This window comes from Serratia sp. LACPHL-BACT-2024-00286 (assembly GCF_043109535.1).
In the GTDB taxonomy this organism is placed as follows: Bacteria; Pseudomonadota; Gammaproteobacteria; order Enterobacterales; family Enterobacteriaceae; genus Serratia; species Serratia sarumanii.
The window spans coordinates 278,778-302,159 of the sequence record NZ_JBICNA010000007.1 but is presented as its reverse complement, the minus strand read 5'-3'; the positions used below and the strand labels follow the sequence as shown (position 1 = coordinate 302,159).

Here is a 23,382-nt window from a genome sequence, read left to right as displayed (position 1 = left end):
GATTTTTTCAACAAAAGGGCGAAAAAGCGACGAATTTATGTCACTTTTTCAGGCAAACAGCCATAAAAGCTGGCGATCACTGGAGTAAAATAGAAATAACGATGTCAGTAAGGACCCGCAGCCATGCCGTTAAATGCACAACAACAGGCCGCCCAACGCAATCTTTCTTATCTGCTTGCAGAGAAACTTGGGCAACAAATTCTGGCGGGCAATTATCAGGCCGGCAGCATCCTGCCCGGTGAAATGGAACTGGGCGAGCAATTCGGCGTCAGCCGCACCGCAGTACGCGAAGCGGTAAAGATGTTAGCCGCCAAAGGCATGCTGCTACCGCGCCCGCGCATCGGCACTCGCGTGATGCCGCAGAGCCAATGGAATTTCCTCGATCAGGATTTACTGACCTGGTGGATGACGCGGGAAAACTTCGATCAGGTGATGCAACACTTCCTTATCCTGCGTACCTCGCTGGAGCCGCAGGCCTGCGCGTTGGCGGCAAACCACGCCAGCCCGCAGCAAACCAAGCTGCTGGCGGAGCTGATGGCGGAAATGCGCGCGCTGCATACCCAGTTTGATCGCGAGCGTTGGATCCAGGTCGATACCCAATTCCACCAGCTCATCTACGAAGCCAGCGGCAACCCGTTCCTGACCTCGTTCGCCAACCTGTTCAGTTCGGTGTACCAAAGCTACTTCCGCGCCATCACCGGCAATGAAGTGATCAAGCTGCGCCATCATCAGGCTATCGTCGATGCGATACTCGCCGGAGACAGCGCTGGCGCGCTCGTCGCCTGCCAGATACTGCTGAAAGAGAAAGACTAGACACGCTCCCCGCTTATATATAGAAGAAAGAGACGAGGGACAGACGACCATTTAACCAGGACCGACCATGACCCAATCCGCGCGCAGTATGGCAGGACTTCCGTGGATCGCCGCAATGGCGTTCTTTATGCAGGCGCTGGACGCCACTATCCTCAATACCGCGCTGCCGGCGATCGCCCAAAGCCTGGGGCGTTCGCCGCTGGCGATGCAATCGGCCGTCATCAGCTACACGCTGACGGTGGCGATGCTGATCCCGGTCAGCGGCTGGCTGGCGGACCGCTTCGGCACCCGGCGCGTGTTCATCTTCGCCGTCACGTTATTCACCCTCGGCTCGCTGCTGTGCGCTCTGTCCCCTACGCTGAGCGCGCTGGTCGCCTCTCGCGTGCTGCAGGGCATCGGCGGCGCGATGATGATGCCGGTCGCGCGATTGGCGCTGCTGCGCGCCTACCCGCGCAGCGAACTGCTGCCGGTGCTGAACTTCGTCACCATGCCCGGCCTGGTCGGGCCGATTCTGGGGCCGCTGCTGGGCGGCTGGCTGGTCACCTACGCCACCTGGCACTGGATTTTCCTGATCAATATCCCTATCGGCCTGCTCGGCATCTTCTATGCACGTAAATACATGCCGGACTTCACCACGCCCAAGCGCCGCTTCGACTTCCTTGGCTTTATGCTGTTCGGCCTGAGCCTGGTGCTGATCTCTACCGGGTTGGAACTGTTTGGCGAGCGGGTACTGGCCAGCTACGTTTCGCTGGGCATTCTGCTCAGCGGCTTCGTGATGCTGTTCGGCTATATCGCGCACGCCCGCCGCCATCCTCAGCCGCTGATCGGTCTCGACCTGTTCAAAACCCGCACCTTCTCGGTCGGCATCGCCGGCAACGTCGCCTCCAGGCTAGGCACCGGCTGCGTGCCGTTTTTAATGCCGCTCATGCTGCAGGTGGGATTCGGCTACACGGCGATCGTCGCCGGCTGCATGATGGCGCCAACCGCCATCGGTTCGCTGATGGCGAAATCCACCGTCACTCAGGTGCTGCGCTGGTTCGGCTACCGTAAAACGCTGGTCGGCATCACCGTCATCATCGGGGTGCTGATCGCCCAGTTCGCCCTGCAAAGCCCGGGCATGCCGCTGTGGCTGATGATCCTGCCGCTGTTCGTGCTGGGCATGGCGATGTCCACCCAGTTCACCGCCATGAACACCATCAGCCTGGCGGATTTGAACGACGCCAACGCCAGCGCCGGCAACAGCGTCTTGGCGGTCACCCAACAGCTGTCCATCAGCTTCGGCGTGGCGATCAGCGCGGCGGTGCTGCGTTTTTACGAATCTCTATCGTTAGGCACCATGATCGACCACTTCCATTACACCTTTATCACCATGGGGATCGTCACCGTAGCGTCGGCGCTGGTGTTTATGTTGCTGAGAAGGAAGGATGGCCGCAATTTGATCAGCGGCCAGGAAAGCAAGAAAGAAGCGAAGGCGGCGAGTTAACGGCGGCCCACCGAGGCGCGTTCCACCAGCTCGGGCGTCAGCACCAGCACCTGGGGGGCGCGCTCCGGGTTTTGCAGGCGATTGATCAGCGCATCGATCGCCAGTTCGCCCAGCGAATCCTTCGGCTGATGAATGGTGCTCAGCGGCGGCGCCAGATAGCGCGCCAGCTCAATGTCATCGTAGCCCATCACCGCCATATCCTGCGGCACGGAGAGCCCGGCCTGATACAGCGCCTGATAAACGCCCACCGCCACCGCGTCGTTGCCGGCGAACACCGCATGCGGCGGCTCGTCCAGCGCCAGCAGTTGGCGCATGGCGTTCACGCCGCCCTCAAACTCAAAATCGCAGTGCACTTCATACCCTGGCGGAACCGGCAATCCGGCGCGCCGCATCGCGTTGCGATAGCCTTCCAGCCGGTGACGGGCGGTGGTTTTATCCTGCGGGCCGGCGATGCAGGCGATTTGGCGGTAGCCGCGGGCGATCAGATGATCGGTCGCCATCTCGCCGCCCAGCAGCGAGTTATCCTGAATAATGTCGTTGGCGCCCTCGAACGGCGCCCAGTCCATCATCACGATCGGCAATGACGGGTAGCGGCTCAGGGCATCTTGCGATGGCCGGTGGTTTTCGGTGCACATCAGCAGCAAACCGTCGACGCGCTTTTGCAGCAGCGTCTCCATGCTGCGGTTCATGCGCGCGGCGTCTTCTTCGGTATTGCACAGGATTAAACTGTAGCCGCGTTCATAGCAGCTGCGCTCCACGCCGCGCACCACTTCGGCATAAAACGGGTTGTTGCTGGCGGTCACCAGCATGCCGATGGTGCGCGTCTGATTGAGCTTCAGGCTGCGCGCCAGCGCGGAAGGCGCATAGTTCAGCTGTTCCACGGCCGCCATGACCTTGTCGCGCACGCTGTCGCTGACAAAGCGATTGTTGTTGACCACATGCGAAACGGTAGAGGTTGAAACGCCCGCCAGGCGGGCGACATCTTTCATGGTGGCCAAAGGATCACCCCTGCTGCTGCAAGAAGGCGTCGATATCTTCACGCCACGGCACCGAAGGCTGCGCGCCAGGGCGGGTCACGGCGATCGCCGCCGCCGCATGGGCGAAACGCACCGCGTCGGCCATGGCCTTGCCTTCCAACAGGGCTGTGACCAGCGCACCGTTAAAGGTATCGCCGGCGGCGATAGTATCCACCGCTTGCACCTTGAAGCCGGGCACCCGTTTGCCGTTGCCGTTTTCGCTCAGCCACACGCCGCGGCTGCCGAGGGTGATAATCACCGTCGCGATGCCCTTGTCGTGCAGCGCCTGCGCCGCGCGCGCCGCATCGGCGTCGTTGTCCACGGCGATGCCGGTCAGGCGCTGGGCTTCGGTTTCATTCGGGGTGATCATATCGATCATGCCCAGCAGCTCGTCCGGTAGCTCACGCGCCGGGGCCGGGTTGAGGATCACTTGCGTGTGATGCTGCTTCGCCAGGCGGGCGGCGGCGATCACCGTCTCCAGCGGCGACTCCAGCTGCATCAGCAAAGCGTCGGCGTCGATCACTTTTTGTTGGTAGCGTGCCAGGTAATCCGGCGTCACCGCCGCGTTGGCGCCGGCATCGATGCCAATCACGTTCTCGCCTTCGGCGTTGACGAAGATCAGCGCCACGCCGGTGGTGCTGTCGGCGATGGCTTCAATCGGTTGAGTATCAATGCGATCGCTCGCCAGCTGCCGGCGGACACGTTCGCCAATGTCGTCGGCGCCCACGCAGGCGATAAAGGCGATCTCCGCCCCGCTGCGCCCGGCCGCCACCGCCTGATTCGCGCCCTTGCCGCCAAACGCCACCTTATACTGTTTCCCGATCACCGTTTCGCCCGGGTGGGGGAAGTGTTCAATATTGAGGATATGGTCGGCATTGATGCTGCCAAGAACCACCAGCTTACCTGTTTCCATCGCATTGATTCCTGAATTGCGCGCCATCGTAAACGCCCCGTTCCGATGGCGCTGGTATGACTTACTGAGTGACCAGTTTCAAATCGACCGGGATGGTCGCCGGCACTTTTTCGCCTTTCAGCACTTTATCGGCGGTTTCCACACCGATCACGCCGATCTGATCGGGACGCTGCGCCACGGTCGCCGCCAGCTTACCGCCTTCGACCGCTTTCACGCCGTCAGCGGTGCCGTCGAAGCCTACCACGATCACGTCGGTTTTACCGGCGGTTTGCAGCGCGCGCAGCGCACCCAGCGCCATTTCATCGTTCTGAGCGAACACCGCCTGCACATCCGGGTGCGCAGTCAGCAGGTTCTGCATCACGTTCAGGCCCTTGGTGCGATCGAAATCGGCCGGCTGGCTGGCCAACAGTTTGAATTTATTCTGATCCAGCGACTGTTTGAAGCCTTCACCGCGTTCACGCGCGGCGGAAGTGCCAGCGATGCCTTCCAGTTGAATCACCTTGGCATCGGCACCCACTTTCTTGGCGATGAAGTCGCCGGCCATTTTGCCGCCCACGCGGTTATCCGAAGCGATGTGGCTCACCACGTCACCCTTGCTCGCCACGCGGTCCAGCGTAATGACCGGGATCTTAGCCTGGTTGGCCATCTTGATGGCGTTGCCTACCGCGTCGGAGTCGGTCGGGTTGATCAGCAGCAGCTTGGGCGCGCGCACCATCAGATCCTGCACGTTGGCCAGCTCTTTCGCCGGGTTGTTCTGGGAATCCAGCACCACCAGGTTGTAGCCCAGCTTGTTGGCCTCTTGCTGCGCACCGTCCTTCATCGAGACGAAGAACGGGTTGTTGAGGGTGGACACCACCAGCGCGATGGTGTCTTTGGCCATGGCATTGGCGCTCAGGGTGGCGCTCAGCGCGATGGCGGAAGCTAAGGTTGCCAGTTTTTTCATTTTCATCATCGTGATTCCTGTAGGGGGAGGTTACTTGTTGCTTTTGTTATCTACCAGAACCGCCAGCAGTATCACCACTGCCTTCACGATCATTTGGTAGTAGGAAGAAACACCCAGTAAATTCAGGCCGTTGTTCAGGAAGCCGAGGATCAGCGCCCCGATCAGCGTGCCGACGATGCGGCCCTTGCCACCGGCCAGGCTGGTGCCGCCCAGCACCACGGCGGCGATGGCGTCCAGCTCATAGCCGGTGCCGGCGGTCGGCTGCGCCGACGACAGGCGCGCCACTTCGATCACCCCGGCCAGCGCCGCCAGCAGGCCGCACAGCGAGTAGACGATAATCTTCACCTTATCGACGCTGATGCCGGACAGGCGGGTTGCCGCTTCGTTGCCGCCCAGGGCATAAATATAGCGGCCCAGGCGCGTATGGTGCAGCATATACCAGGCGGCGATGAACACGATTGCCATGATCCAGATCGGCGTAGGCACGCCCAGCGGGCGGCCGATGCCGAACCAGCCGAAGGTGTCGGCCACGTCGGTGAAACCGGTGTTGACCGGGCTGCCGTTGGTGTACACCATGGTGACGCCGCGCAGCAGCAGCATCATCACCAGCGTGGCGATAAAGGCCTGCACTTTGCCTTTGGCGACGATCACCCCGGTGCAGGCGCCAACCGCGGCGCCCAGCGCCAATGCCGCCGCCACCGCCACCAGCGCGTTGACCTCAAAACCGACGATCGACGCCGCCACCGCGCCGGTCAGCGCCAGCAGCGATCCCACCGACAGATCGATGCCGGACGTAAGGATCACCAGCGTCATCCCCACCGCCATGATGGCGTTCACCGAGGTTTGCTGCAGAATATTGAACAGATTGTTCAGGGTGAAGAAGTTCGGGCTCATGGAAGAGACCACGGCGATCAGCACCAGCAGCGCAATCAACGACTTCTGCTCTAACAGCCACTCTTTACTGAACCAGCGCTTAGCTGCGATAGTCTGGGAACTCATATCTGATTACTCCTGCTTTACGCCGTATTGCTTGCCGACGGCTGCCGCCATCAACGCTTCCTGGGTGGCCTGTTCAATCGGGAACTCGCCGCTGAGATGCCCTTCGTGCATCACCAGAATGCGATCGCTCATGCCCATCACCTCCGGCATTTCCGAAGACACCAGAATGATGCTCAGCCCTTCCTGCTTGAACTGGTTGATTAACTGATAGATCTCTTTTTTGGCGCCGACGTCGACGCCGCGCGTCGGCTCATCGAGGATCAGCACCTTCGGCCGAGTCATCAGGCCGCGGGCGATCGCCACTTTTTGCTGATTGCCGCCGGAAAGCAGACCGATCGGCTGTTCCATCGACGGCGTTTTGATATTAAACAGCCGGATGAAATCCCCCACCGCCTGCCGCTCGTCGGCCTGTTTCAGGCTGCCGTCGGCGCGGCTGAAGTAGCGCAGCGCGGTCAGCGACATGTTTTCCTTCACCGACATGCCCAGCACCAGGCCGTCGCGCTTGCGGTCTTCCGAGATATAGACGATGCCGTTCGCCAACCCGTCCTGCGGCGAATGGGTGACCACCTCGCGGCCGTCCAGGCTGACGGTGCCGGCCTTGCGCGGCGCGGCGCCGTACAGGATCTTCATCAGTTCGGTGCGCCCGGCGCCCATCAGCCCGGCCACGCCGAGGATCTCGCCGCGATACAGCGTAAAACTGACGTCCTCAACGCCGGGGCCGGAAAGGTGGCTGACTTCCAACCGTTTTTCCCCGCGCGGCAAATCAAGGCGCGGGTATTGTTCTTCCAGCTTGCGGCCGACCATCATCTCAATCAGCGAATCTTCCTGCAGCTCGCTCACCGGCCGCTCGGCGATAAACTGCCCGTCGCGGAACACGGTCACGTCGTCGCAGATTTCAAAAATCTCTTTCAGGCGGTGCGAGATATAAACGATGCCGCGCCCTTCGGCCTTCAGCTCGTTGATCACTTTGAACAGCGAGGCGGTTTCGGTGTCGGTCAGCGCGTCGGTCGGTTCGTCCATGATGATCACTTTCGATTCGAAGCTCAGCACCTTGGCGATCTCCACCATCTGCTGATCGCCGATCGACAGCTCGCCCACCAGCCGGTGGCTGCTGTAGCGCAGGTTGAGGCGCGCCAGCAAGCGATCGGCCTCGGCGTACATACGCTTCCAGTCAATGCGGCCGAAACGGTTGACGAACTCGCGGCCGAGGAAGATGTTTTCCGCAATCGTCAGCTGCGGGATCAGGTTCAGCTCCTGATGGATAATGCCGATGCCCGCTTCCTGCGAATCTTTAGGCCCGTTGAACGCCACCTCGTTACCGAGAAAATACTGGCTGCCGGCGTCTTTCTGATAGATGCCGGTCAGCACTTTCATCATGGTGGACTTCCCGGCGCCGTTTTCCCCCACCAGCGCCATCACCTTGCCGGGATAAACGCTGAGGGCGGCGCCGGAAAGCGCCTTCACGCCGGGAAAGGCTTTATCAATCCCTTTCAGTTGCAGTAAAGGTTGCATAAACGCCTCAGAAAGTTACGCCGGCGCACAGGATCAGGTTCGCGTAAGGCGAACACTCCCCGCTGCGGATCACCGCCCGGCTGTGCTCGGTTTGCGCTTTAAACGCCTGATGGCTGATATAACGCACGCTGATGGTATTGCCCTGGCGTTGGCCCAGTGCGGTCAGTTCAGCCAACAGTGCCTCGTGGAGCGACGGATTCTGTTTCACGATCTCTTCCGCCAGGATGGCGCTTTCTACCTGCATCTCTTGCGTGACCGCCGCGAACACCTGCATGAAGGTCGGCACGCCCTGCGTCAGCGCCAGATCGATGCGCTGCGTCGCCGCCGGTATCGGCAGGCCCGCGTCGCACAGGGTGAGCTGGTCGGTATGCCCCAGCCGGGCAATCACGGCAGACACGTCGGAATTCAGTAATACGCCTTTTTTCATCTTCTCACTCCGCTAGCGAAACGTTTCGCTCTCTGGGGGAGTTTAAAAAAACGGCAGGGGAAGGCAACCGGGACAATGCAGAAGTGTGATCGCTATCGAAACGTTTCGTTCACGCACGAACAATGCACAGACAAAAGGGGCTCAGCCATGCTGAGCCCCTGTCAGGCGGGTTAGATCTCGACCTGCGTGCCGAGCTCGATGACCCGGTTCGGCGGGATCTCAAACTGATCCGGCGCGCGCAGCGCGTTGCGGCTCAGGGCGACGAACAGCTTGCCGCGCAGGTAGAGGTACCACGGCCGCTTGGTGAGGATCAGCGATTCATGGGACATGAAGAACGAGGTCTCCGACATGCGGCACGGCAACCCTTCCAGCCCGCAGCGGTGGAATACCTCCTCGACGTTCGGCGTTTCCCGCCAGCCGTAGCTGGCCACTACCCGCCAGAAGGTCGGCGACAGCTGTTCGATGGTCACCCGGCGCACGTTGTGCACGTAAGGCGCATCCTCGGTGCGCAGCGTCAGCAGCACCACGCGCTCATGCAGCACCTTGTTGTGCTTCAGGTTGTGCAGCAGCGCAAAAGGAATGACGTTGGTGGCGCGCGACAGGAACACCGCGGTACCCGGCACCCGCACCGGCGGCGATTTCTCCAGCGAGGCGATCATCGCCTCCAGCGAGTTGCCGTGTTCATGCAGGCGGCGCAGCAGGCGGAAGCGCTCGCTCTTCCAGGTGGTCATAATGATAAACATCACCAGCGCCAAGGTCAGCGGCAACCAGCCGCCGGAGAACAGCTTCAGGGCATTGGCGGAGAACATCGGCACGTCGATGATCAGCAAGATGGCAGCGATGCCGAGCGCCAGGAAGCGATTCCAGTGCCAGTTGTTGATCGCCACCGAGGTGACCAGAATGCTGGTCAGCACCATGGTGCCGGTGACGGCGATGCCGTACGCCGCCGCCAGGTTGCTGGAGTGTTCGAAACCGACAATCACCAGCACCACCGAGATGTACAGCGTCCAGTTGATCACCGGAATGTAGATCTGGCCGGATTCCATTTCCGAGGTGTGAATAATGCGCATCGGCGACAAATAGCCCAGGCGCACCGCCTGGCGGGTCAGCGAGAAGACGCCGGAAATCACCGCCTGCGAAGCGATCACCGTCGCCAGGGTCGCCAGAATCAGCAGCGGGATCAGCGCCCAGTCGGGTGCCAGCAGGAAGAACGGGTTTTTGATCGCCTCAGGGTTTTTCAGCAGCAGCGCGCCCTGGCCGAAGTAGTTGAGCACCAGCGAAGGCAGCACCACGGTGAACCAGGCCAGGCGGATCGGGAACTTGCCGAAGTGCCCCATATCGGCATACAGCGCCTCGACGCCGGTGATCGACAGCACCACCGCCCCCAGCGCAAAGAACGACACCTTCTTATATTCCATGAAGAAGTTGAGCGCCCATTTGGGGTTCAGCGCCTGCAGCACTTCCGGGTTCGAAATGATGCTGCGCGCGCCCAGCACCGCCAACACGATGAACCACAGCAGCATCACCGGGGCGAACAGCTTGCCGACGCTGCCGGTACCGTGCTTTTGAATAACGAACAGCAGCGTCAGCACCAGAATGGAGAGCGGCACGATATAGGCATCGAGCGCAGGCGCGGCGATTTCCAGCCCCTCTATCGCCGACATCACCGAGATAGCCGGGGTGATCACCACCTCGCCATAGAAGAAGCTGCCGCCGATCAGGCCCAGTATCACCAGCACCGCGGTGGTGCGCGCCGAAGTGTTGCGCCCGGCCAGCGACATCAGCGTCAGAATGCCGCCCTCGCCGGCGTTGTCCGCGCGCATCACGTAGGTGAGATATTTGAGGGAAACGATCACGATCAGCATCCAGAAAATCAGCGACAGGAAGCCGAAAACCACGTCTGGACGAACATCGAAGCCGTAATGGCCGGAGAAACACTCTCTCAACGTATAGAGAGGGCTGGTGCCGATATCACCGTAGACCACGCCGATGGCCGCCAGGGTTACCGCCGATAAGGACTGCTTATGCTCTGCGCTCATAATTCGTTTCTTTATCAGAACATCCGTTAGCGATGCATCCGCATCAGGCAAAATACGGGCTCAAAGATCCGTCACGCCCACCAGAAAGCCGCACAGTATGCACCATTTATACGGCTTGCCTACCCTTATATCAGAGCCGAAAAATAAACAAAATGTGAACCGGATATCCGGCTCAACTTAGAAAAATATTACTAATCAACAAGCTATACCACTAAAAATAATGGTGGTTTATCATCGGATTATCGACCAAGATTGGCTAACTCTCGGACAATGCGACAATTATATGACGCCATCATCCCTTCTGGCAGAACGAATTTCCCGCCTCAGCAGCGCGCTGGAGAGCGGTCTTTATGAGCGGCAAGAAGCGATTCGCCTGTGCCTGCTGGCGGCGCTGAGCGGCGAAAGCGTATTCCTGCTCGGCCCGCCCGGCATCGCCAAGAGCCTGATCGCGCGCCGGCTGAAGTTTGCCTTCCGCAACGCCCGCTCCTTTGAATACCTGATGACGCGCTTTTCCACGCCGGAAGAGGTCTTCGGCCCGCTCTCCATTCAGGCGTTGAAAGATGAGGGGCGCTATCAGCGTCTGACCGCCGGCTACCTGCCGGAAGCGGAGATCGTGTTTCTGGACGAGATCTGGAAGGCCGGCCCGGCGATCCTCAACACCCTGCTGACGGCGATCAACGAACGGCGCTTTCGCAACGGCAACAGCGAAGAACCGATCCCGCTGCGCCTGCTGGTGACCGCCTCCAACGAACTGCCCGAAGCGGACAACAGCCTCGAAGCCTTATATGACCGCATGCTGATCCGCCTGTGGCTGGATAAGGTGCAGGATAAGCAGAATTTCCGCTCGCTGCTGGTCAACCGCCAGAGCGAAAGCCAAAACCCGGTGCCGGCGGCGCTGAGCGTCAGCGACGAAGAGTTTCTGCAGTGGCAGCCGCAGATCGATAAGGTGGCGCTGCCGGAAGCCTGCTTTGAGCTGATTTTCCAGCTGCGCCAGCGGCTGGACGCGCTGGAACAGGCGCCGTACGTCTCTGACCGACGCTGGAAAAAAGCCCTGCGCCTGCTGCAGGCCTGCGCCTTCTTCAGCGGGCGCGACGCCATCGCCCCGCTCGACCTGATGCTGCTGAAAGACTGCCTGTGGCACGATCTCACCTCGCTGAAGCTGCTGCAACAGCAGATCGATCAGCTGCTGACCGAATCGGCCTACCAGCAACAGTCGATGCTGATCCAACTGCAACAAATCCACACCCGCTGGCTGCAGGATCAGCAGCAACAAAGCGACCGGCAGGCCATCAGCCTGGTGAAAAAGGGCGGCATGTTCAGCCGTAAACCGCAATACGCACCGGCCACGCCGTTCGCTGGCGGCACCCTCACCCTGTTGCTGCAAAAGCCGCTGCAGCTGCATGACATTCAGGTCAACCATCTGAGCATCGAAAGCAGCGTGCTGGACAACTGGCTGCAAAAAGGCGGCGACGTGCGCGCCAAGCTGAACGGCATCGGCTTCGCGCAGCCGATCGATTTGGAGGTCGACGACCAACTGCACCTGACGGTGCTGGACGTCAGCCGCCAGCCGTCGCTGCTGGCGCTGCCGGGCAAACAGGCCACCGCCACGCCGCAGGCGCTGCTGGACGAAATGGACGCGTTGGCCCAACGCCTGGCGGAGCAGCGCCGTGCCTTCAGCCAACATCAGCCCTGTCTGTTCACGCCCGTCGCCGGCCTGGCCAAGATCGAAGCCAGTCTGCTGCAGGTGGCGGAGCAGGTTAAACAGCAACTGCAGCAAATGCGCGGCCAGTAACCATGCTCAGTCTGGAGACGCTCGATCTGCTGCTGGCGATCGCCGAAGGCGAAATGATCGAGGAGATGATCGTCGGCATGCTGGCGGCGCCGCAGCTGTCGGTGTTCTTTAAAAAGTTTCCGGCCCTTCGCCGGGCGCTGGATCGCGATCTGCCACGCTGGAAACTGCAGCTCAAGGAGCGTCTGCAGGAAGCCATGGTGCCGCCGGCGCTGGCGCAGGAATTTTACCGCTACCAACAGTGCCAGCTGGAGAACAACACCCAGTTCTATCACAACCTCAACGACACGATGGAGCTGCTGCGCCAGCTGGTCTCGCCGTTTTATGAACAGGCGCGCGCGCTGGTGGACGCCGCCGATCTGCCCAATCATCCGCTGGACGACAGCTTCCAAACCCTGTTCCTGCAGCGCTGGCGCATCAGCCTGACGCTGCAGGCCACCATGCTGCACCACCAGCTGCTGGAACAGGAGCGCGAGCAACTGATGGCGGAACTGCAGGAGCGACTGGCGCTGAGCGGCGCGCTGGAGCCGCTGCTGTCGGAAAACGACACCGCCGCCGGCAGGCTGTGGGACATGAGCAAAGGCCAGCTGCAGCGCGGCGATTACCAGCGGCTGGTGGAGTACGGCAACTTTTTGCAGCAGCAGCCGGAGCTGAAAAAGCTGGCGCAGCAGTTGGGCCGCAGCTATCAGGCCAAGGCGGTGCAGCAACAGGACGCGCAGCCGGAGCCGTTCAGGGTGATGGTGCAGGTGCCGGCCACGCTGCCGGAAGAAGTGAGCGGCATTCATCAGAGCGACGACATCCTGCGCCTGCTGCCGCCGGAGCTGGCGACGCTGGGCATTGAAGAGCTGGAGTTCGAATTTTATCGCCGCCTGCTGGAAAAGCGGCTGCTGAGCTACCGCCTGCAGGGCGACGTCTGGCAGGAACAGATCCTGATCCGCCAGGTCACCCACCAGCAGCAGGATCAACAGCCGCGCGGGCCGTTTATCGTCTGCGTGGACACCTCAGGATCGATGGGCGGCTTCAACGAACAGTGCGCCAAGGCGTTCTGCCTGGCGCTGCTGCGCATTGCGCTGGCGGACAACCGACGTTGCTACATCATGCTGTTCGCCAACCAGATCGTGCATTATGAGCTCACCGCCGCCAGCGGCATCGAACAGGCGGTGCGCTTTCTCGGCCAGCAGTTTCGCGGCGGCACCGATCTGGCGGCCTGCCTGAACGCCACCGTCACCAAAATGGCGGAGAGCGGCTGGTTTGACGCCGATGCGGTGATCATTTCCGATTTTATCGCTCAGCGGTTGCCGGAGGAGGTAATAAAGAAGGTGAAACAGCAGCAGCAAAGCCACCAGCAGCGTTTCCATGCGGTGGCGATGTCCGCCTACGGCAAACCCGGCATCATGCGCATCTTCGATCATATCTGGCGCTTCGATACCGGGCTGAAAAGCCGTTTGATGCGCCGCTGGCGGCGCTAGGCGGGATCAGAGCAGGCCTTCGACCGCCCCGCGCACTTCCGGCGACCACACGCCGCACTGCACCTGGCCGATATGCGACAGTTGCAGCAGCAGCATCACCAAGCGCGACTGACCGATGCCGCCGCCGATAGTCTGCGGCATATCGCCGCGCAGCAGCGACTGGTGCCACTCCAGCTTCATGCGCTCTTCATCGCCGGTCAGCGCCAGCTGACGTTTCAGCGCGGCGGCGTCGACGCGGATGCCCATAGAGGACAGCTCGAAAGCGTCCTGCAGCACCGGGTTCCACACCACGATATCGCCGTTCAGGCCCGCCAGGCCATCCGCCGCCAGCGTGGTCCAGTCATCATAATCCGGCGCCCGCACATCGTGCGATTTGCCGTGTGACAGCTTGCCGCCGATGCCGATCAGGAATACCGCGCCCAGCTCTTTGGCGATCGCCCGCTCGCGCCCTTTGGCGTCCAGATCCGGGTAACGCTGCAGCAGGGTTTCGCTGTGCACAAAGTGGATCTGTTCCGGCAGGAACGGGGTCAGACCATGCTCGCGGCTGACTTCCGCCTCCGTCGCCTTGATGGCGGCGTAAATGCTGCGCACGGTGCTTTTCAGGTAGTCCAGGCTGCGCTCACCGTCGCCCATCACCCGCTCCCAGTCCCACTGATCGACGTACACCGAGTGGATAGGCGTCAGGCGATCTTCATCCGGGCGCAGCGCCTTCATATGGGTGTACAGGCCTTCGCCGGCGCCGAAATCGTAGCTGCCCAGGGTTTTACGTTTCCATTTCGCCAGTGAATGCACCACTTCGAAGGTGGCGTCCGGCAGGGTTTTCACCTTAACCTGCACCGCTTTCTCGCTGCCGGAGAGGTTATCCTGCGTGCCGTCGCCCAGACGGCTGAGGATCGGCGCCTGCACTTCGATCAGGCCAAGCTGTTGCTCCAGCTGGCGGGAGAAGAAGGATTTGACCTGGCTGATTTGTTGTTGTTTTTGGATAAACTGTTTTTTCATTGCCGTATCTCTTGTAAACCTGTCTCTGTTGCCATCGATTAAGCAACAAAATGACATGTCAATTCAATATCCATTAATCAATATTGCCTTTTCACTTTTAATCGTTCATTTTTATCCGGACAGAATTCAACAATCGTTAATTAATGGGGGATTAAATGGCGGAAATTTATCAGATCGATAATCTCGATCGCGGCATCCTCAACGCTCTGATGGACAACGCGCGCACGCCGTACGCCGAACTGGCGAAAAACTTTGCCGTCAGCCCCGGCACCATTCATGTGCGGGTAGAGAAGATGAAACAGGCCGGGATCATCACCGGCGCGCGCATCGACGTCAGCCCCAAACAGCTGGGCTACGATGTGTGCTGCTTTATCGGCATCATATTAAAGAGCGCCAAGGACTACCCTTCGGCGCTGAAAAAGCTGGAAAGCCTGGAGGAAGTGGTGGAAGCCTATTACACCACCGGCCACTACAGCGTCTTTATCAAGGTGATGTGCCGATCGATCGACGCACTGCAGCAGGTACTTATCAACAAGATCCAGACCATCGACGAGATCCAGTCTACCGAAACGCTGATCTCGCTGCAGAACCCCATTATGCGCACCATCGTGCCGTAACCCGCCAAATTGCATACCCACATTATCCACAGGTAGATCCCAGCCGATTCACAGCGTACAATGCAGCCACTTTGAGTGAGAAGGTTGGGATCGTTGGTTCATGGCAGACATTACTCTGATCAGTGGCAGTACGCTTGGCAGCGCCGAATACGTGGCTGAACATTTGGCTGAAAAGCTGGAAGACGCGGGTTTCTCTACCGAGATGCTGCACGGCCCTGAACTGGATGAACTGCCGTTGACCGGCCGCTGGCTGGTGGTCTCTTCCACGCACGGCGCCGGCGAACTGCCGGATAACCTTCAGCCGCTGCTGGAGCAGATCGCCGAACAACAGCCGGATCTTTCCGAGGTGCAGTTCGGCGCCGTCGGTTTGGGCAGTTCGGAATACGACATCTTCTGCGGCGCGATCAAACAGATCGACGATCTGCTGATCGCCAGAGGCGCGAAAAGGATCGGCGATCGTCTCGAGATCGACGTAACCGAGCATGAAATTCCCGAGGATCCGGCCGAGGAATGGGTAAAAAACTGGATTAATTTACTCTAGTTTGTCTAAAGATCGCGCGAACGATTGTGGATAACTAAGCTTAAAAGCAGGGTAAAAGCCGTAGTTATCCAAAAAACAACCGTAGGTCGCTTTTTGTCCTGTGTATAACAAGCCTTTTAGATCCCAGCTTATCTGCGTCGGGATCACCGATCATTCACAGCAAACGATCCTCCTTAATCTGCTGATCTTCTTCGTGAATAGTTACTTATCCACAGAGGATCGCGATCCTAATAAGAGATCTAATAAAGAGATCTTTAAATAAAAAAGATCTTCTTTTAATTACCGACGATCCTGACCGCTTGGTCGATCGTCTAAACTTGAGTAGAATCCCCCACCCCAGGGCAAATAACGATCGTTCGCAATACGGCGAGGTGCAGTTCCATGTTTTATCCAGATCAATTTGACGTCATCATCATCGGTGGTGGCCATGCAGGTACCGAGGCCGCCATGGCCGCGGCGCGCATGGGGCGTCAGACTTTATTATTGACACACAATATCGATACGCTGGGACAGATGTCCTGTAACCCGGCGATTGGCGGTATTGGTAAAGGGCATCTGGTTAAGGAAATTGATGCACTCGGCGGCCTGATGGCCACGGCGATCGATCATGCCGGCATCCAGTTTAGGATACTAAACGCCAGCAAAGGCCCTGCCGTTCGCGCCACTCGCGCGCAGGCGGATCGCGTACTGTATCGCCAGGCGATCCGCACCGCGTTGGAGAACCAGCCCAACCTGATGATCTTCCAACAGCCGGTTGAGGATCTGATCGTCGAAAACGATCGCGTTGTGGGCGCCGTAACCCAAATGGGCCTGAAATTCCGCGCCAAAGCGGTGGTATTGACCGTCGGCACCTTCCTGGACGGCAAGATCCATATCGGCCTGGAGAATTACAGCGGCGGCCGCGCGGGGGATCCTCCTTCGATCTCGCTGTCGCAGCGTTTGCGTGAGCTGCCGCTGCGCGTCAACCGCTTGAAAACCGGTACGCCGCCGCGCATCGACGCCCGCACTATCGATTTCAGCGTACTGGCGCCACAACACGGCGATACGCCGGTGCCGGTATTCTCGTTCCTGGGCGATGCCAGCCAGCACCCGGAACAAATGGCGTGCTACATCACCCACACCAATGAAAAAACCCATGACGTGATCCGCAATAACCTCGATCGCAGCCCGATGTATGCCGGGATCATCGAAGGGATCGGCCCACGTTACTGCCCGTCGATCGAAGACAAAGTCATGCGCTTTGCCGATCGCAACGCGCACCAGATCTTCCTCGAACCGGAAGGCCTGACCAGCAACGAAATTTACCCTAACGGCATTTCCACCAGCCTGCCGTTCGACGTGCAGATGCAGATCGTCCGTTCGATGGAAGGGATGCAGAACGCGCGTATTATTCGCCCTGGTTATGCCATCGAGTACGATTTCTTCGATCCGCGCGATCTGAAGCCGACGCTGGAAAGCAAATTCATTCAGGGGCTGTTCTTCGCCGGCCAGATCAACGGCACCACCGGGTATGAAGAAGCCGCTGCGCAGGGCCTGTTGGCCGGCCTGAACGCCGGGCGCTTCGCTGACGAACAGGAAGGCTGGGCGCCACGTCGCGATCAGGCCTACCTGGGCGTGCTGGTGGACGATCTCAGCACCCTCGGTACCAAAGAGCCATACCGCATGTTTACCTCGCGCGCCGAGTATCGTCTGATGCTGCGCGAAGACAACGCCGATCTCCGCCTGACGGAAAAAGGCCGTGAACTCGGCCTGGTGGACGACGTGCGTTGGGCGCGTTACAGCGAGAAGCTGGAGCGAATCGAACGCGAACGTCAGCGCCTGCGCGACATCTGGATGCACCCGCACGCCGAGAACGTCGAACAGGTCAATGCGCTGCTGAAAGCGCCGCTGTCGCGCGAAGCGAACGGCGAAGAGCTGCTGCGCCGCCCGGAGATGGATTACGCGCTGTTGACCGGCACCGAGGCCTTCGCGCCGCCGCTGGACGACGTACAAGCCGCCGAACAGGTCGAGATCCAGGTCAAATACGAAGGCTACATCGCTCGTCAGCAGGAAGAGATCGAAAAACAACAGCGCAACGAGAACACCGTGCTGCCGTTGGATCTCGACTACCGTCAGGTTTCTGGGCTGTCGAACGAGGTGATCGCCAAGCTGAACGATCACAAACCGAACTCCATCGGCCAGGCTTCGCGCATCTCCGGCATTACGCCGGCGGCGATCTCGATTTTGCTGATCTGGCTGAAAAAGCAGGGACTGCTGCGCCGCAGCGCATAAATCCCGCATCCAGGCGGCCGTTTGCTCATCCCGTAGCCAAACGGCCGCTGACATCACTTGCGCCCTGAATTATCATAGGCGCCTCATTGCGCCAGCTAACCATCCGCTGGTCGTTCAGCGCCTGCCAAAGGATCCGTTGTGCAAAAAAAATTAGACTCGCTGCTCGCGGCAGCAGGCATTGAGCTGCCCGATCAGCAGAAACAGCAGCTGCTGGGCTATGTCGGCATGCTGGATAAGTGGAACAAGGCTTATAACCTCACGTCGGTGCGTGATCCGCAGCAAATGCTGGTGCGCCACATCCTCGACAGCATCGTGGTCAACCCGCATCTGCAGGGCTCGCGTTTTATCGATGTCGGCACCGGCCCCGGCTTGCCGGGCATTCCGCTGGCGATCGTGCGCCCGGACGCGCATTTCACGCTGCTCGACAGCCTGGGCAAGCGCGTGCGTTTCCTGCGTCAGGTGCAACATGAGCTGGGCCTGAACAATATCGAGCCGGTGCAGAGCCGCGTTGAGGAGTTTCCGGCCGAGCCGCCGTTCGACGGCGTGATCAGCCGCGCGTTCGCTTCGCTGCAGGATATGTTGTCCTGGTGCCATCACCTGCCGGCGAAAGGGCAGGGGCGTTTTTACGCGTTGAAAGGCGTGCGCCCGGATGAAGAGCTGGCGCAGCTGCCGGCGGGCGTTAGCCTGGAGTCCATCGTGCGGCTGCAGGTGCCTGAACTGGAAGGCGAACGCCACCTGGTGATTCTTAAGGCAAACTGAGTTTGCTTTTGATCAAACAAGCGTGAATTAAAGGCAGTACCAGGCAGAAAGATAAGCAGGCTAATTAGTTGGTCGCTTTTTTTAGTTAATTTACTTTCTATTAACACAAAAAACGCGGCTAATTAGCGACAATAGAGTAATTGCATTTGGAAATAGTCACGTTAGCAATCATGTGCGAAAGATTGGCGTTTGCTGCTAATGTTAATTGGCTGTTGGAATATTGCCCCGCGGCTTGTCAATAAAAGGTTTTCGTCGGGTATACGGATTGTTTTTGAACAGTTAACTGATAATGTTTTGATTTATATAATCTTTTGATCGCTCAAATTGCTAAAGACGGTTTGGTTGACCATCGGCTATAAATCAGGAAGGGACATTACTGTGATCGGCTTCGCGTTTCTAAACGCAACGCTGGAATAATCAGACAATTAAATGCGCCCTATTATTCCGACCGTTTTCTTGTGAAAATAGGCTGGAATAGGGAAATTTAAATAATTGTTCACCTTTTCGCTACTTATCGATTGAATTCGTTGGTATGCCCCGTATAATTTGCTCGTTTTTTGCTGCTTGACTCTGGACAGCAAAAACAGTTGTATACGTCACTCAGCATACCCCCTCTGGGGTACGGAGAGAACAAACGTCATGTCTGTGTCCCTTTACAGCGGGAAAGTCGCACGCAAACTGCTGTTTTTGCAGTTAATGACTTTTGTTCTGATCAGCGTTGCTTTCTGGCTGAAAAGCCCGGAATGGAGCGCTTCGGCGCTGGCAGGCGGTCTCGCCGCCTGGTTGCCGAGTGCAATGTTTATGCTGTTTGCCTTGCGCCATCAGGCGCAAACGCCGGCGCCCGGTAGGGTTGCCTGGTCGTTCGCCATCGGCGAGGGGCTAAAGGTCGTGATCACCATCGTTTTGCTGATCGTGGCGCTGGGGGTGTTCAAGGCGGAGTTTATACCGCTTGGCCTGACCTATTTAGCGGTGTTAGTGGTGCAGATAGTGGCACCGGCCGTGATTAACAGTTACCGAACTTAACTAAATAAGGGTAAGAGGCATCATGTCTGCAGGAGAAGTCTTGACTCCACAGGAGTATATCGGTCACCACCTGACGCAGCTTCAGGTCGGGACTGGGTTTTGGTCGATTAACCTCGACTCGATGTTTTTCTCCGTCGTCCTCGGGGCGCTCTTCCTGGTGATCTTCCGCAAAGTGGCCAAAAACGCCACCAGCGGTGTGCCGGGTAAACTGCAAACCGCCGTGGAGCTGGTGGTCGGTTTCGTCGACAGCAGCGTGCGCGACATGTACCACGGCAAGAGCAAGGTCATTGCGCCGTTGGCGCTGACCGTGTTCGTCTGGGTGTTCCTGATGAACCTGATGGACCTCATCCCGGTTGACTTCCTGCCTTATCTCGGCACCCACGTTCTCGGTCTGCCTGCGCTGCGCGTCGTGCCTACCGCCGACGTGAACGTCACGCTGTCTATGGCGCTGGGCGTGTTTATCCTGATTCTGTTCTATAGCATCAAAATGAAAGGCGTTGGCGGGTTCGTTAAAGAGTTGACCATGCAGCCGTTCAACCACCCTGTATTCATTCCTATCAACCTGATTCTTGAAGGTGTCAGCCTGCTGTCCAAACCTGTTTCACTGGGTCTGCGACTGTTCGGCAACATGTATGCGGGTGAGTTGATCTTCATCCTGATTGCCGGCCTGTTGCCGTGGTGGTCACAGTGGGTCCTGAGCTTGCCTTGGGCTATCTTCCACATCCTGATCATTACGCTTCAAGCCTTTATTTTCATGGTTCTGACGATCGTCTATCTGTCGATGGCGTCTGAAGAGCACTGATTTTCTTAAAACACTTGCACTTTTAAACTGAAACAAACTGGAGACTGTCATGGAAAACCTGAGTATGGATCTGCTGTACATGGCTGCCGCTGTGATGATGGGTTTAGCGGCAATCGGTGCTGCGATCGGTATCGGCATCCTGGGTGGTAAATTCTTGGAAGGCGCTGCTCGTCAGCCTGACCTGATTCCTCTGCTGCGTACACAGTTCTTTATCGTTATGGGTCTGGTCGACGCCATCCCGATGATCGCTGTAGGTCTGGGTCTGTACGTGATGTTCGCCGTCGCGTAAGTAGAGCAACCCTCTACGACGTAACCAAACTATTAACTTTTAAAGAGGCATTGTGCTGTGAATCTTAACGCAACAATCCTCGGCCAGGCCATCGCGTTCGTTCTGTTTGTCTGGTTCTGCATGAAGTACGTATGGCCGCCGATCATGGCTGCCATCGAGAAACGTCAGAAAGAAATCGCTGACGGCCTCGCTTCTGCAGAGCGTGCCAAAAAAGATCTGGACTTAGCGCAAGCCAATGCGACCGACCAGCTGAAAACTGCTAAAGCAGAAGCTCAGGTGATCATCGAGCAAGCGAACAAACGCAAAGCTCAGATCATGGATGAAGCGAAAGCCGAAGCCGAGCAGGAACGTAACAAAATCGTGGCGCAGGCTCAGGCTGAGATCGAAGCCGAACGTAAGCGCGCTCGTGAAGAGTTGCGTAAGCAAGTCGCGATGCTGGCAATTGCCGGCGCCGAGAAGATCATCGAACGTTCCGTGGATGAAGCTGCTAACAGCGACATCGTTGATAAACTGGTCGCTGAACTGTAAGGAGGGAGGGGCTGATGTCTGAATTTGTCACTGTAGCTCGCCCCTACGCCAAAGCAGCTTTTGACTTTGCCGTTGAGCACCAAAGCGTAGAGCGCTGGCAGGAAATGCTGGCGTTTGCGGCTGAAGTCACTCGCAATGAACAGATTTCTGAACTGCTGTCTGGCGCGGTCGCGCCAGAAACGCTGTCCAAGACGTTCATCGCGGTTTGTGGCGATCGGCTCGACGAACATGGCCAGAACTTTATCCGCGTAATGGCCGAAAATGGACGTTTACTGGTTCTTCCTGCCGTGCTGCAGCAGTTCATCGAACTGCGCGCCTCGCTGGAATCCACCGTCGAAGTCGAAGTGCTCTCTGCGAGCGCGCTGAGCGACGAACAGCAGGCGAAAATCGCCGCTGCGATGGAAAAACGTCTGTCACGCAAAGTTAAGCTGAATTGCAAAATTGACAAGTCTGTACTGGCCGGCATCGTTGTTCGCGCCGGCGATATGGTGATTGATGGCAGCGTTCGCGGTCGTCTTGAACGCCTGACAGACGTCTTGCAGTCTTAAGGGGACTGGAGCATGCAACTGAATTCCACCGAAATCAGCGAACTGATCAAGCAGCGCATTGCTCAGTTCAATGTAGTGAGCGAAGCTCACAATGAAGGTACTATCGTTTCCGTCAGCGACGGGATCATCCGCGTACACGGCCTGGCCGACGTTATGCAGGGCGAAATGATCGCGCTGCCTGGCAACCGTTACGCAATCGCATTGAACCTGGAGCGCGACTCCGTCGGTGCCGTGGTTATGGGTCCGTACGCGGATCTGGCCGAAGGCATGAAGGTTAAATGCACCGGCCGTATCCTGGAAGTTCCAGTCGGTCGTGGTCTGCTGGGCCGCGTAGTTAACACCCTGGGCGCGCCAATCGACGGCAAAGGCCCGATTGAGAACGACGGTTTCTCTCCGGTAGAAGCTATCGCGCCAGGCGTTATCGAGCGTCAATCCGTTGATCAGCCGGTTCAGACTGGCTACAAATCCGTTGACGCCATGATTCCAATCGGCCGCGGCCAGCGTGAGCTGGTGATCGGTGACCGTCAGACCGGTAAAACCGCGCTGGCGATCGATGCGATCATCAACCAACGCGACTCCGGCATCAAATGCGTTTACGTGGCTATCGGCCAGAAAGCGTCCACCATCGCTAACGTGGTGCGCAAACTGGAAGAGCACGGCGCACTGGCCAACACCATCGTGGTTGTGGCGACCGCTTCCGAATCCGCTGCACTGCAATACCTGGCGCCATACGCCGGTTGCGCAATGGGCGAATACTTCCGTGACCGCGGTGAAGATGCGCTGATCGTGTACGATGACCTGTCCAAACAGGCCGTTGCTTACCGCCAGATTTCCCTGCTGCTTCGTCGTCCGCCAGGTCGTGAAGCTTACCCAGGCGACGTATTCTACCTGCACTCCCGCTTGCTGGAGCGTGCAGCGCGCGTTAACGCCGAATACGTTGAAGCCTTCACCAAAGGTGAAGTTAAAGGCCAAACCGGTTCACTGACCGCTCTGCCGATCATTGAAACCCAGGCGGGTGACGTTTCCGCGTTCGTTCCGACCAACGTAATCTCGATTACCGATGGTCAGATCTTCCTGGAATCCAACCTGTTCAACTCCGGTATTCGTCCGGCAGTTAACCCGGGTATCTCCGTATCCCGTGTTGGTGGCGCCGCGCAGACCAAGATCATGAAGAAACTGTCCGGCGGTATCCGTACCGCGCTGGCGCAGTATCGTGAACTGGCTGCGTTCTCCCAGTTCGCATCCGATCTGGACGACGCGACCCGCAAACAGCTGAGCCACGGTCAGAAAGTGACCGAGCTGCTGAAACAGAAACAGTATGCGCCGATGTCGGTCGCACAACAGTCTCTGGTGCTGTTTGCCGCAGAACGCGGTTACCTGAACGACGTCGAAGTCGCCAAAGTGGTGAGCTTCGAAGCCGCGCTGGTCGCCTATGCGGACCGCGAGCACGCCGAGCTGCTGAACCACATCAACCAAACTGGCAACTTCAATGATGAGATCGAGGGCAAGTTGAAAGACATCCTCGAGACCTTCAAGAAAACCCAGTCCTGGTAACGCCGAACGGTCCTGCTGTTGAAAGACAGCAGGCCGTCTGGCACTGAG

The 23,382-nt window shown here is 58.6% G+C and carries 22 protein-coding genes; 14 read left to right on the top strand and 8 right to left on the bottom strand.

Translation table 11 applies throughout. The features are described 5' to 3' along the window. Positions 1 to 123 precede the first annotated feature (123 nt). Together ACF8MC_RS21130 and mdtD are read left to right on the top strand one after the other, a co-directional pair. Entirely contained in the window at positions 124 to 813 is a 690-nt protein-coding gene (locus tag ACF8MC_RS21130) for a FadR/GntR family transcriptional regulator (protein ID WP_103774350.1), read from the top strand. Positions 814 to 880: 67 nt separating this feature from the next. Beyond that, positions 881 to 2,296 carry a multidrug transporter subunit MdtD gene (gene mdtD / locus ACF8MC_RS21125; protein ID WP_025160302.1) on the top strand — a complete coding sequence of 472 codons (1,416 nt, stop codon included), beginning with the start codon at positions 881 to 883 and terminating at the stop codon, positions 2,294 to 2,296. Here mdtD and rbsR read toward each other — a convergent pair. The 7 genes from rbsR to kup form a co-directional block, all read right to left on the bottom strand. After that, positions 2,293 to 3,294 (bottom strand): ribose operon transcriptional repressor RbsR, encoded by a 1,002-nt coding sequence (gene rbsR, locus ACF8MC_RS21120; protein ID WP_039568324.1) that lies wholly within the window; start codon positions 3,292 to 3,294, stop codon positions 2,293 to 2,295. The genes mdtD and rbsR overlap by 4 nt on opposite strands. 4 nt (positions 3,295 to 3,298) lie before the next feature. After that, positions 3,299 to 4,225 (bottom strand): ribokinase, encoded by a 927-nt coding sequence (gene rbsK / locus ACF8MC_RS21115; RefSeq protein ID WP_033649572.1) that lies wholly within the window; start codon positions 4,223 to 4,225, stop codon positions 3,299 to 3,301. A 61-nt stretch (positions 4,226 to 4,286) separates the two neighbouring features. Further along, positions 4,287 to 5,174: a ribose ABC transporter substrate-binding protein RbsB gene (gene rbsB, locus ACF8MC_RS21110; protein ID WP_025160300.1), complete on the bottom strand. Its 888-nt coding sequence runs from the start codon at positions 5,172 to 5,174 to the stop codon at positions 4,287 to 4,289. A gap of 24 nt (positions 5,175 to 5,198) precedes the next feature. Next, positions 5,199 to 6,167: a ribose ABC transporter permease gene (gene rbsC, locus ACF8MC_RS21105; protein ID WP_019455467.1), complete on the bottom strand. Its 969-nt coding sequence runs from the start codon at positions 6,165 to 6,167 to the stop codon at positions 5,199 to 5,201. Positions 6,168 to 6,173: 6 nt separating this feature from the next. Beyond that, entirely contained in the window at positions 6,174 to 7,679 is a 1,506-nt protein-coding gene (rbsA, locus tag ACF8MC_RS21100; RefSeq protein WP_033636505.1) for a ribose ABC transporter ATP-binding protein RbsA, read from the bottom strand. Positions 7,680 to 7,686: 7 nt separating this feature from the next. Continuing rightward, the gene (rbsD, locus tag ACF8MC_RS21095; protein WP_033649571.1) at positions 7,687 to 8,106 is read right to left on the bottom strand and encodes a D-ribose pyranase; all 420 of its coding nucleotides are present in this window, start codon (positions 8,104 to 8,106) and stop codon (positions 7,687 to 7,689) included. Positions 8,107 to 8,276: 170 nt separating this feature from the next. Then, positions 8,277 to 10,145, bottom strand: coding sequence for a low affinity potassium transporter Kup (gene kup / locus ACF8MC_RS21090; RefSeq protein WP_033636508.1), 1,869 nt, complete (start codon positions 10,143 to 10,145; stop codon positions 8,277 to 8,279). Positions 10,146 to 10,428: 283 nt separating this feature from the next. Here kup and ravA point away from each other — a divergent pair, with 283 nt between their 5' ends. After that, positions 10,429 to 11,937 carry an ATPase RavA gene (gene ravA / locus ACF8MC_RS21085; protein ID WP_202637373.1) on the top strand — a complete coding sequence of 503 codons (1,509 nt, stop codon included), beginning with the start codon at positions 10,429 to 10,431 and terminating at the stop codon, positions 11,935 to 11,937. 2 nt (positions 11,938 to 11,939) lie between these two features. After that, positions 11,940 to 13,403 (top strand): ATPase RavA stimulator ViaA, encoded by a 1,464-nt coding sequence (gene viaA, locus ACF8MC_RS21080; protein ID WP_033649569.1) that lies wholly within the window; start codon positions 11,940 to 11,942, stop codon positions 13,401 to 13,403. Positions 13,404 to 13,409: 6 nt separating this feature from the next. Here the strand turns inward: viaA and asnA are convergent, their stop codons facing one another. Next, positions 13,410 to 14,402: an aspartate--ammonia ligase gene (gene asnA / locus ACF8MC_RS21075; protein WP_033653943.1), complete on the bottom strand. Its 993-nt coding sequence runs from the start codon at positions 14,400 to 14,402 to the stop codon at positions 13,410 to 13,412. A gap of 155 nt (positions 14,403 to 14,557) precedes the next feature. Here asnA and asnC point away from each other — a divergent pair, with 155 nt between their 5' ends. The 10 genes from asnC to atpA all read left to right on the top strand — a co-directional run bounded on the left by asnC (position 14,558) and on the right by atpA (position 23,334). Beyond that, positions 14,558 to 15,019, top strand: coding sequence for a transcriptional regulator AsnC (asnC, locus tag ACF8MC_RS21070; RefSeq protein ID WP_004933786.1), 462 nt, complete (start codon positions 14,558 to 14,560; stop codon positions 15,017 to 15,019). 100 nt (positions 15,020 to 15,119) lie between these two features. Continuing rightward, positions 15,120 to 15,560, top strand: a complete 441-nt coding sequence (gene mioC / locus ACF8MC_RS21065; protein WP_033649568.1) for an FMN-binding protein MioC — start codon at positions 15,120 to 15,122, stop codon at positions 15,558 to 15,560. A 381-nt stretch (positions 15,561 to 15,941) separates the two neighbouring features. Then, positions 15,942 to 17,831, top strand: coding sequence for a tRNA uridine-5-carboxymethylaminomethyl(34) synthesis enzyme MnmG (mnmG, locus tag ACF8MC_RS21060; RefSeq protein ID WP_047569981.1), 1,890 nt, complete (start codon positions 15,942 to 15,944; stop codon positions 17,829 to 17,831). A 138-nt stretch (positions 17,832 to 17,969) separates the two neighbouring features. Beyond that, the gene (gene rsmG / locus ACF8MC_RS21055; RefSeq protein WP_033649566.1) at positions 17,970 to 18,590 is read left to right on the top strand and encodes a 16S rRNA (guanine(527)-N(7))-methyltransferase RsmG; all 621 of its coding nucleotides are present in this window, start codon (positions 17,970 to 17,972) and stop codon (positions 18,588 to 18,590) included. Positions 18,591 to 19,229: 639 nt separating this feature from the next. Next, a complete protein-coding gene (gene atpI / locus ACF8MC_RS21050; protein ID WP_004933796.1) occupies positions 19,230 to 19,613 on the top strand; it encodes a F0F1 ATP synthase subunit I in 384 nt (127 codons plus the stop codon). A 22-nt stretch (positions 19,614 to 19,635) separates the two neighbouring features. After that, a complete protein-coding gene (gene atpB, locus ACF8MC_RS21045; protein WP_025160299.1) occupies positions 19,636 to 20,415 on the top strand; it encodes a F0F1 ATP synthase subunit A in 780 nt (259 codons plus the stop codon). A gap of 49 nt (positions 20,416 to 20,464) precedes the next feature. Continuing rightward, positions 20,465 to 20,704, top strand: a complete 240-nt coding sequence (gene atpE, locus ACF8MC_RS21040; protein ID WP_004093904.1) for a F0F1 ATP synthase subunit C — start codon at positions 20,465 to 20,467, stop codon at positions 20,702 to 20,704. A 57-nt stretch (positions 20,705 to 20,761) separates the two neighbouring features. Beyond that, a complete protein-coding gene (gene atpF, locus ACF8MC_RS21035) occupies positions 20,762 to 21,232 on the top strand; it encodes a F0F1 ATP synthase subunit B (RefSeq protein ID WP_004933804.1) in 471 nt (156 codons plus the stop codon). A 14-nt stretch (positions 21,233 to 21,246) separates the two neighbouring features. Further along, positions 21,247 to 21,780: a F0F1 ATP synthase subunit delta gene (gene atpH, locus ACF8MC_RS21030; protein WP_033649565.1), complete on the top strand. Its 534-nt coding sequence runs from the start codon at positions 21,247 to 21,249 to the stop codon at positions 21,778 to 21,780. A gap of 12 nt (positions 21,781 to 21,792) precedes the next feature. After that, positions 21,793 to 23,334, top strand: a complete 1,542-nt coding sequence (gene atpA, locus ACF8MC_RS21025; RefSeq protein ID WP_033636516.1) for a F0F1 ATP synthase subunit alpha — start codon at positions 21,793 to 21,795, stop codon at positions 23,332 to 23,334. Positions 23,335 to 23,382: the final 48 nt, after the last annotated feature.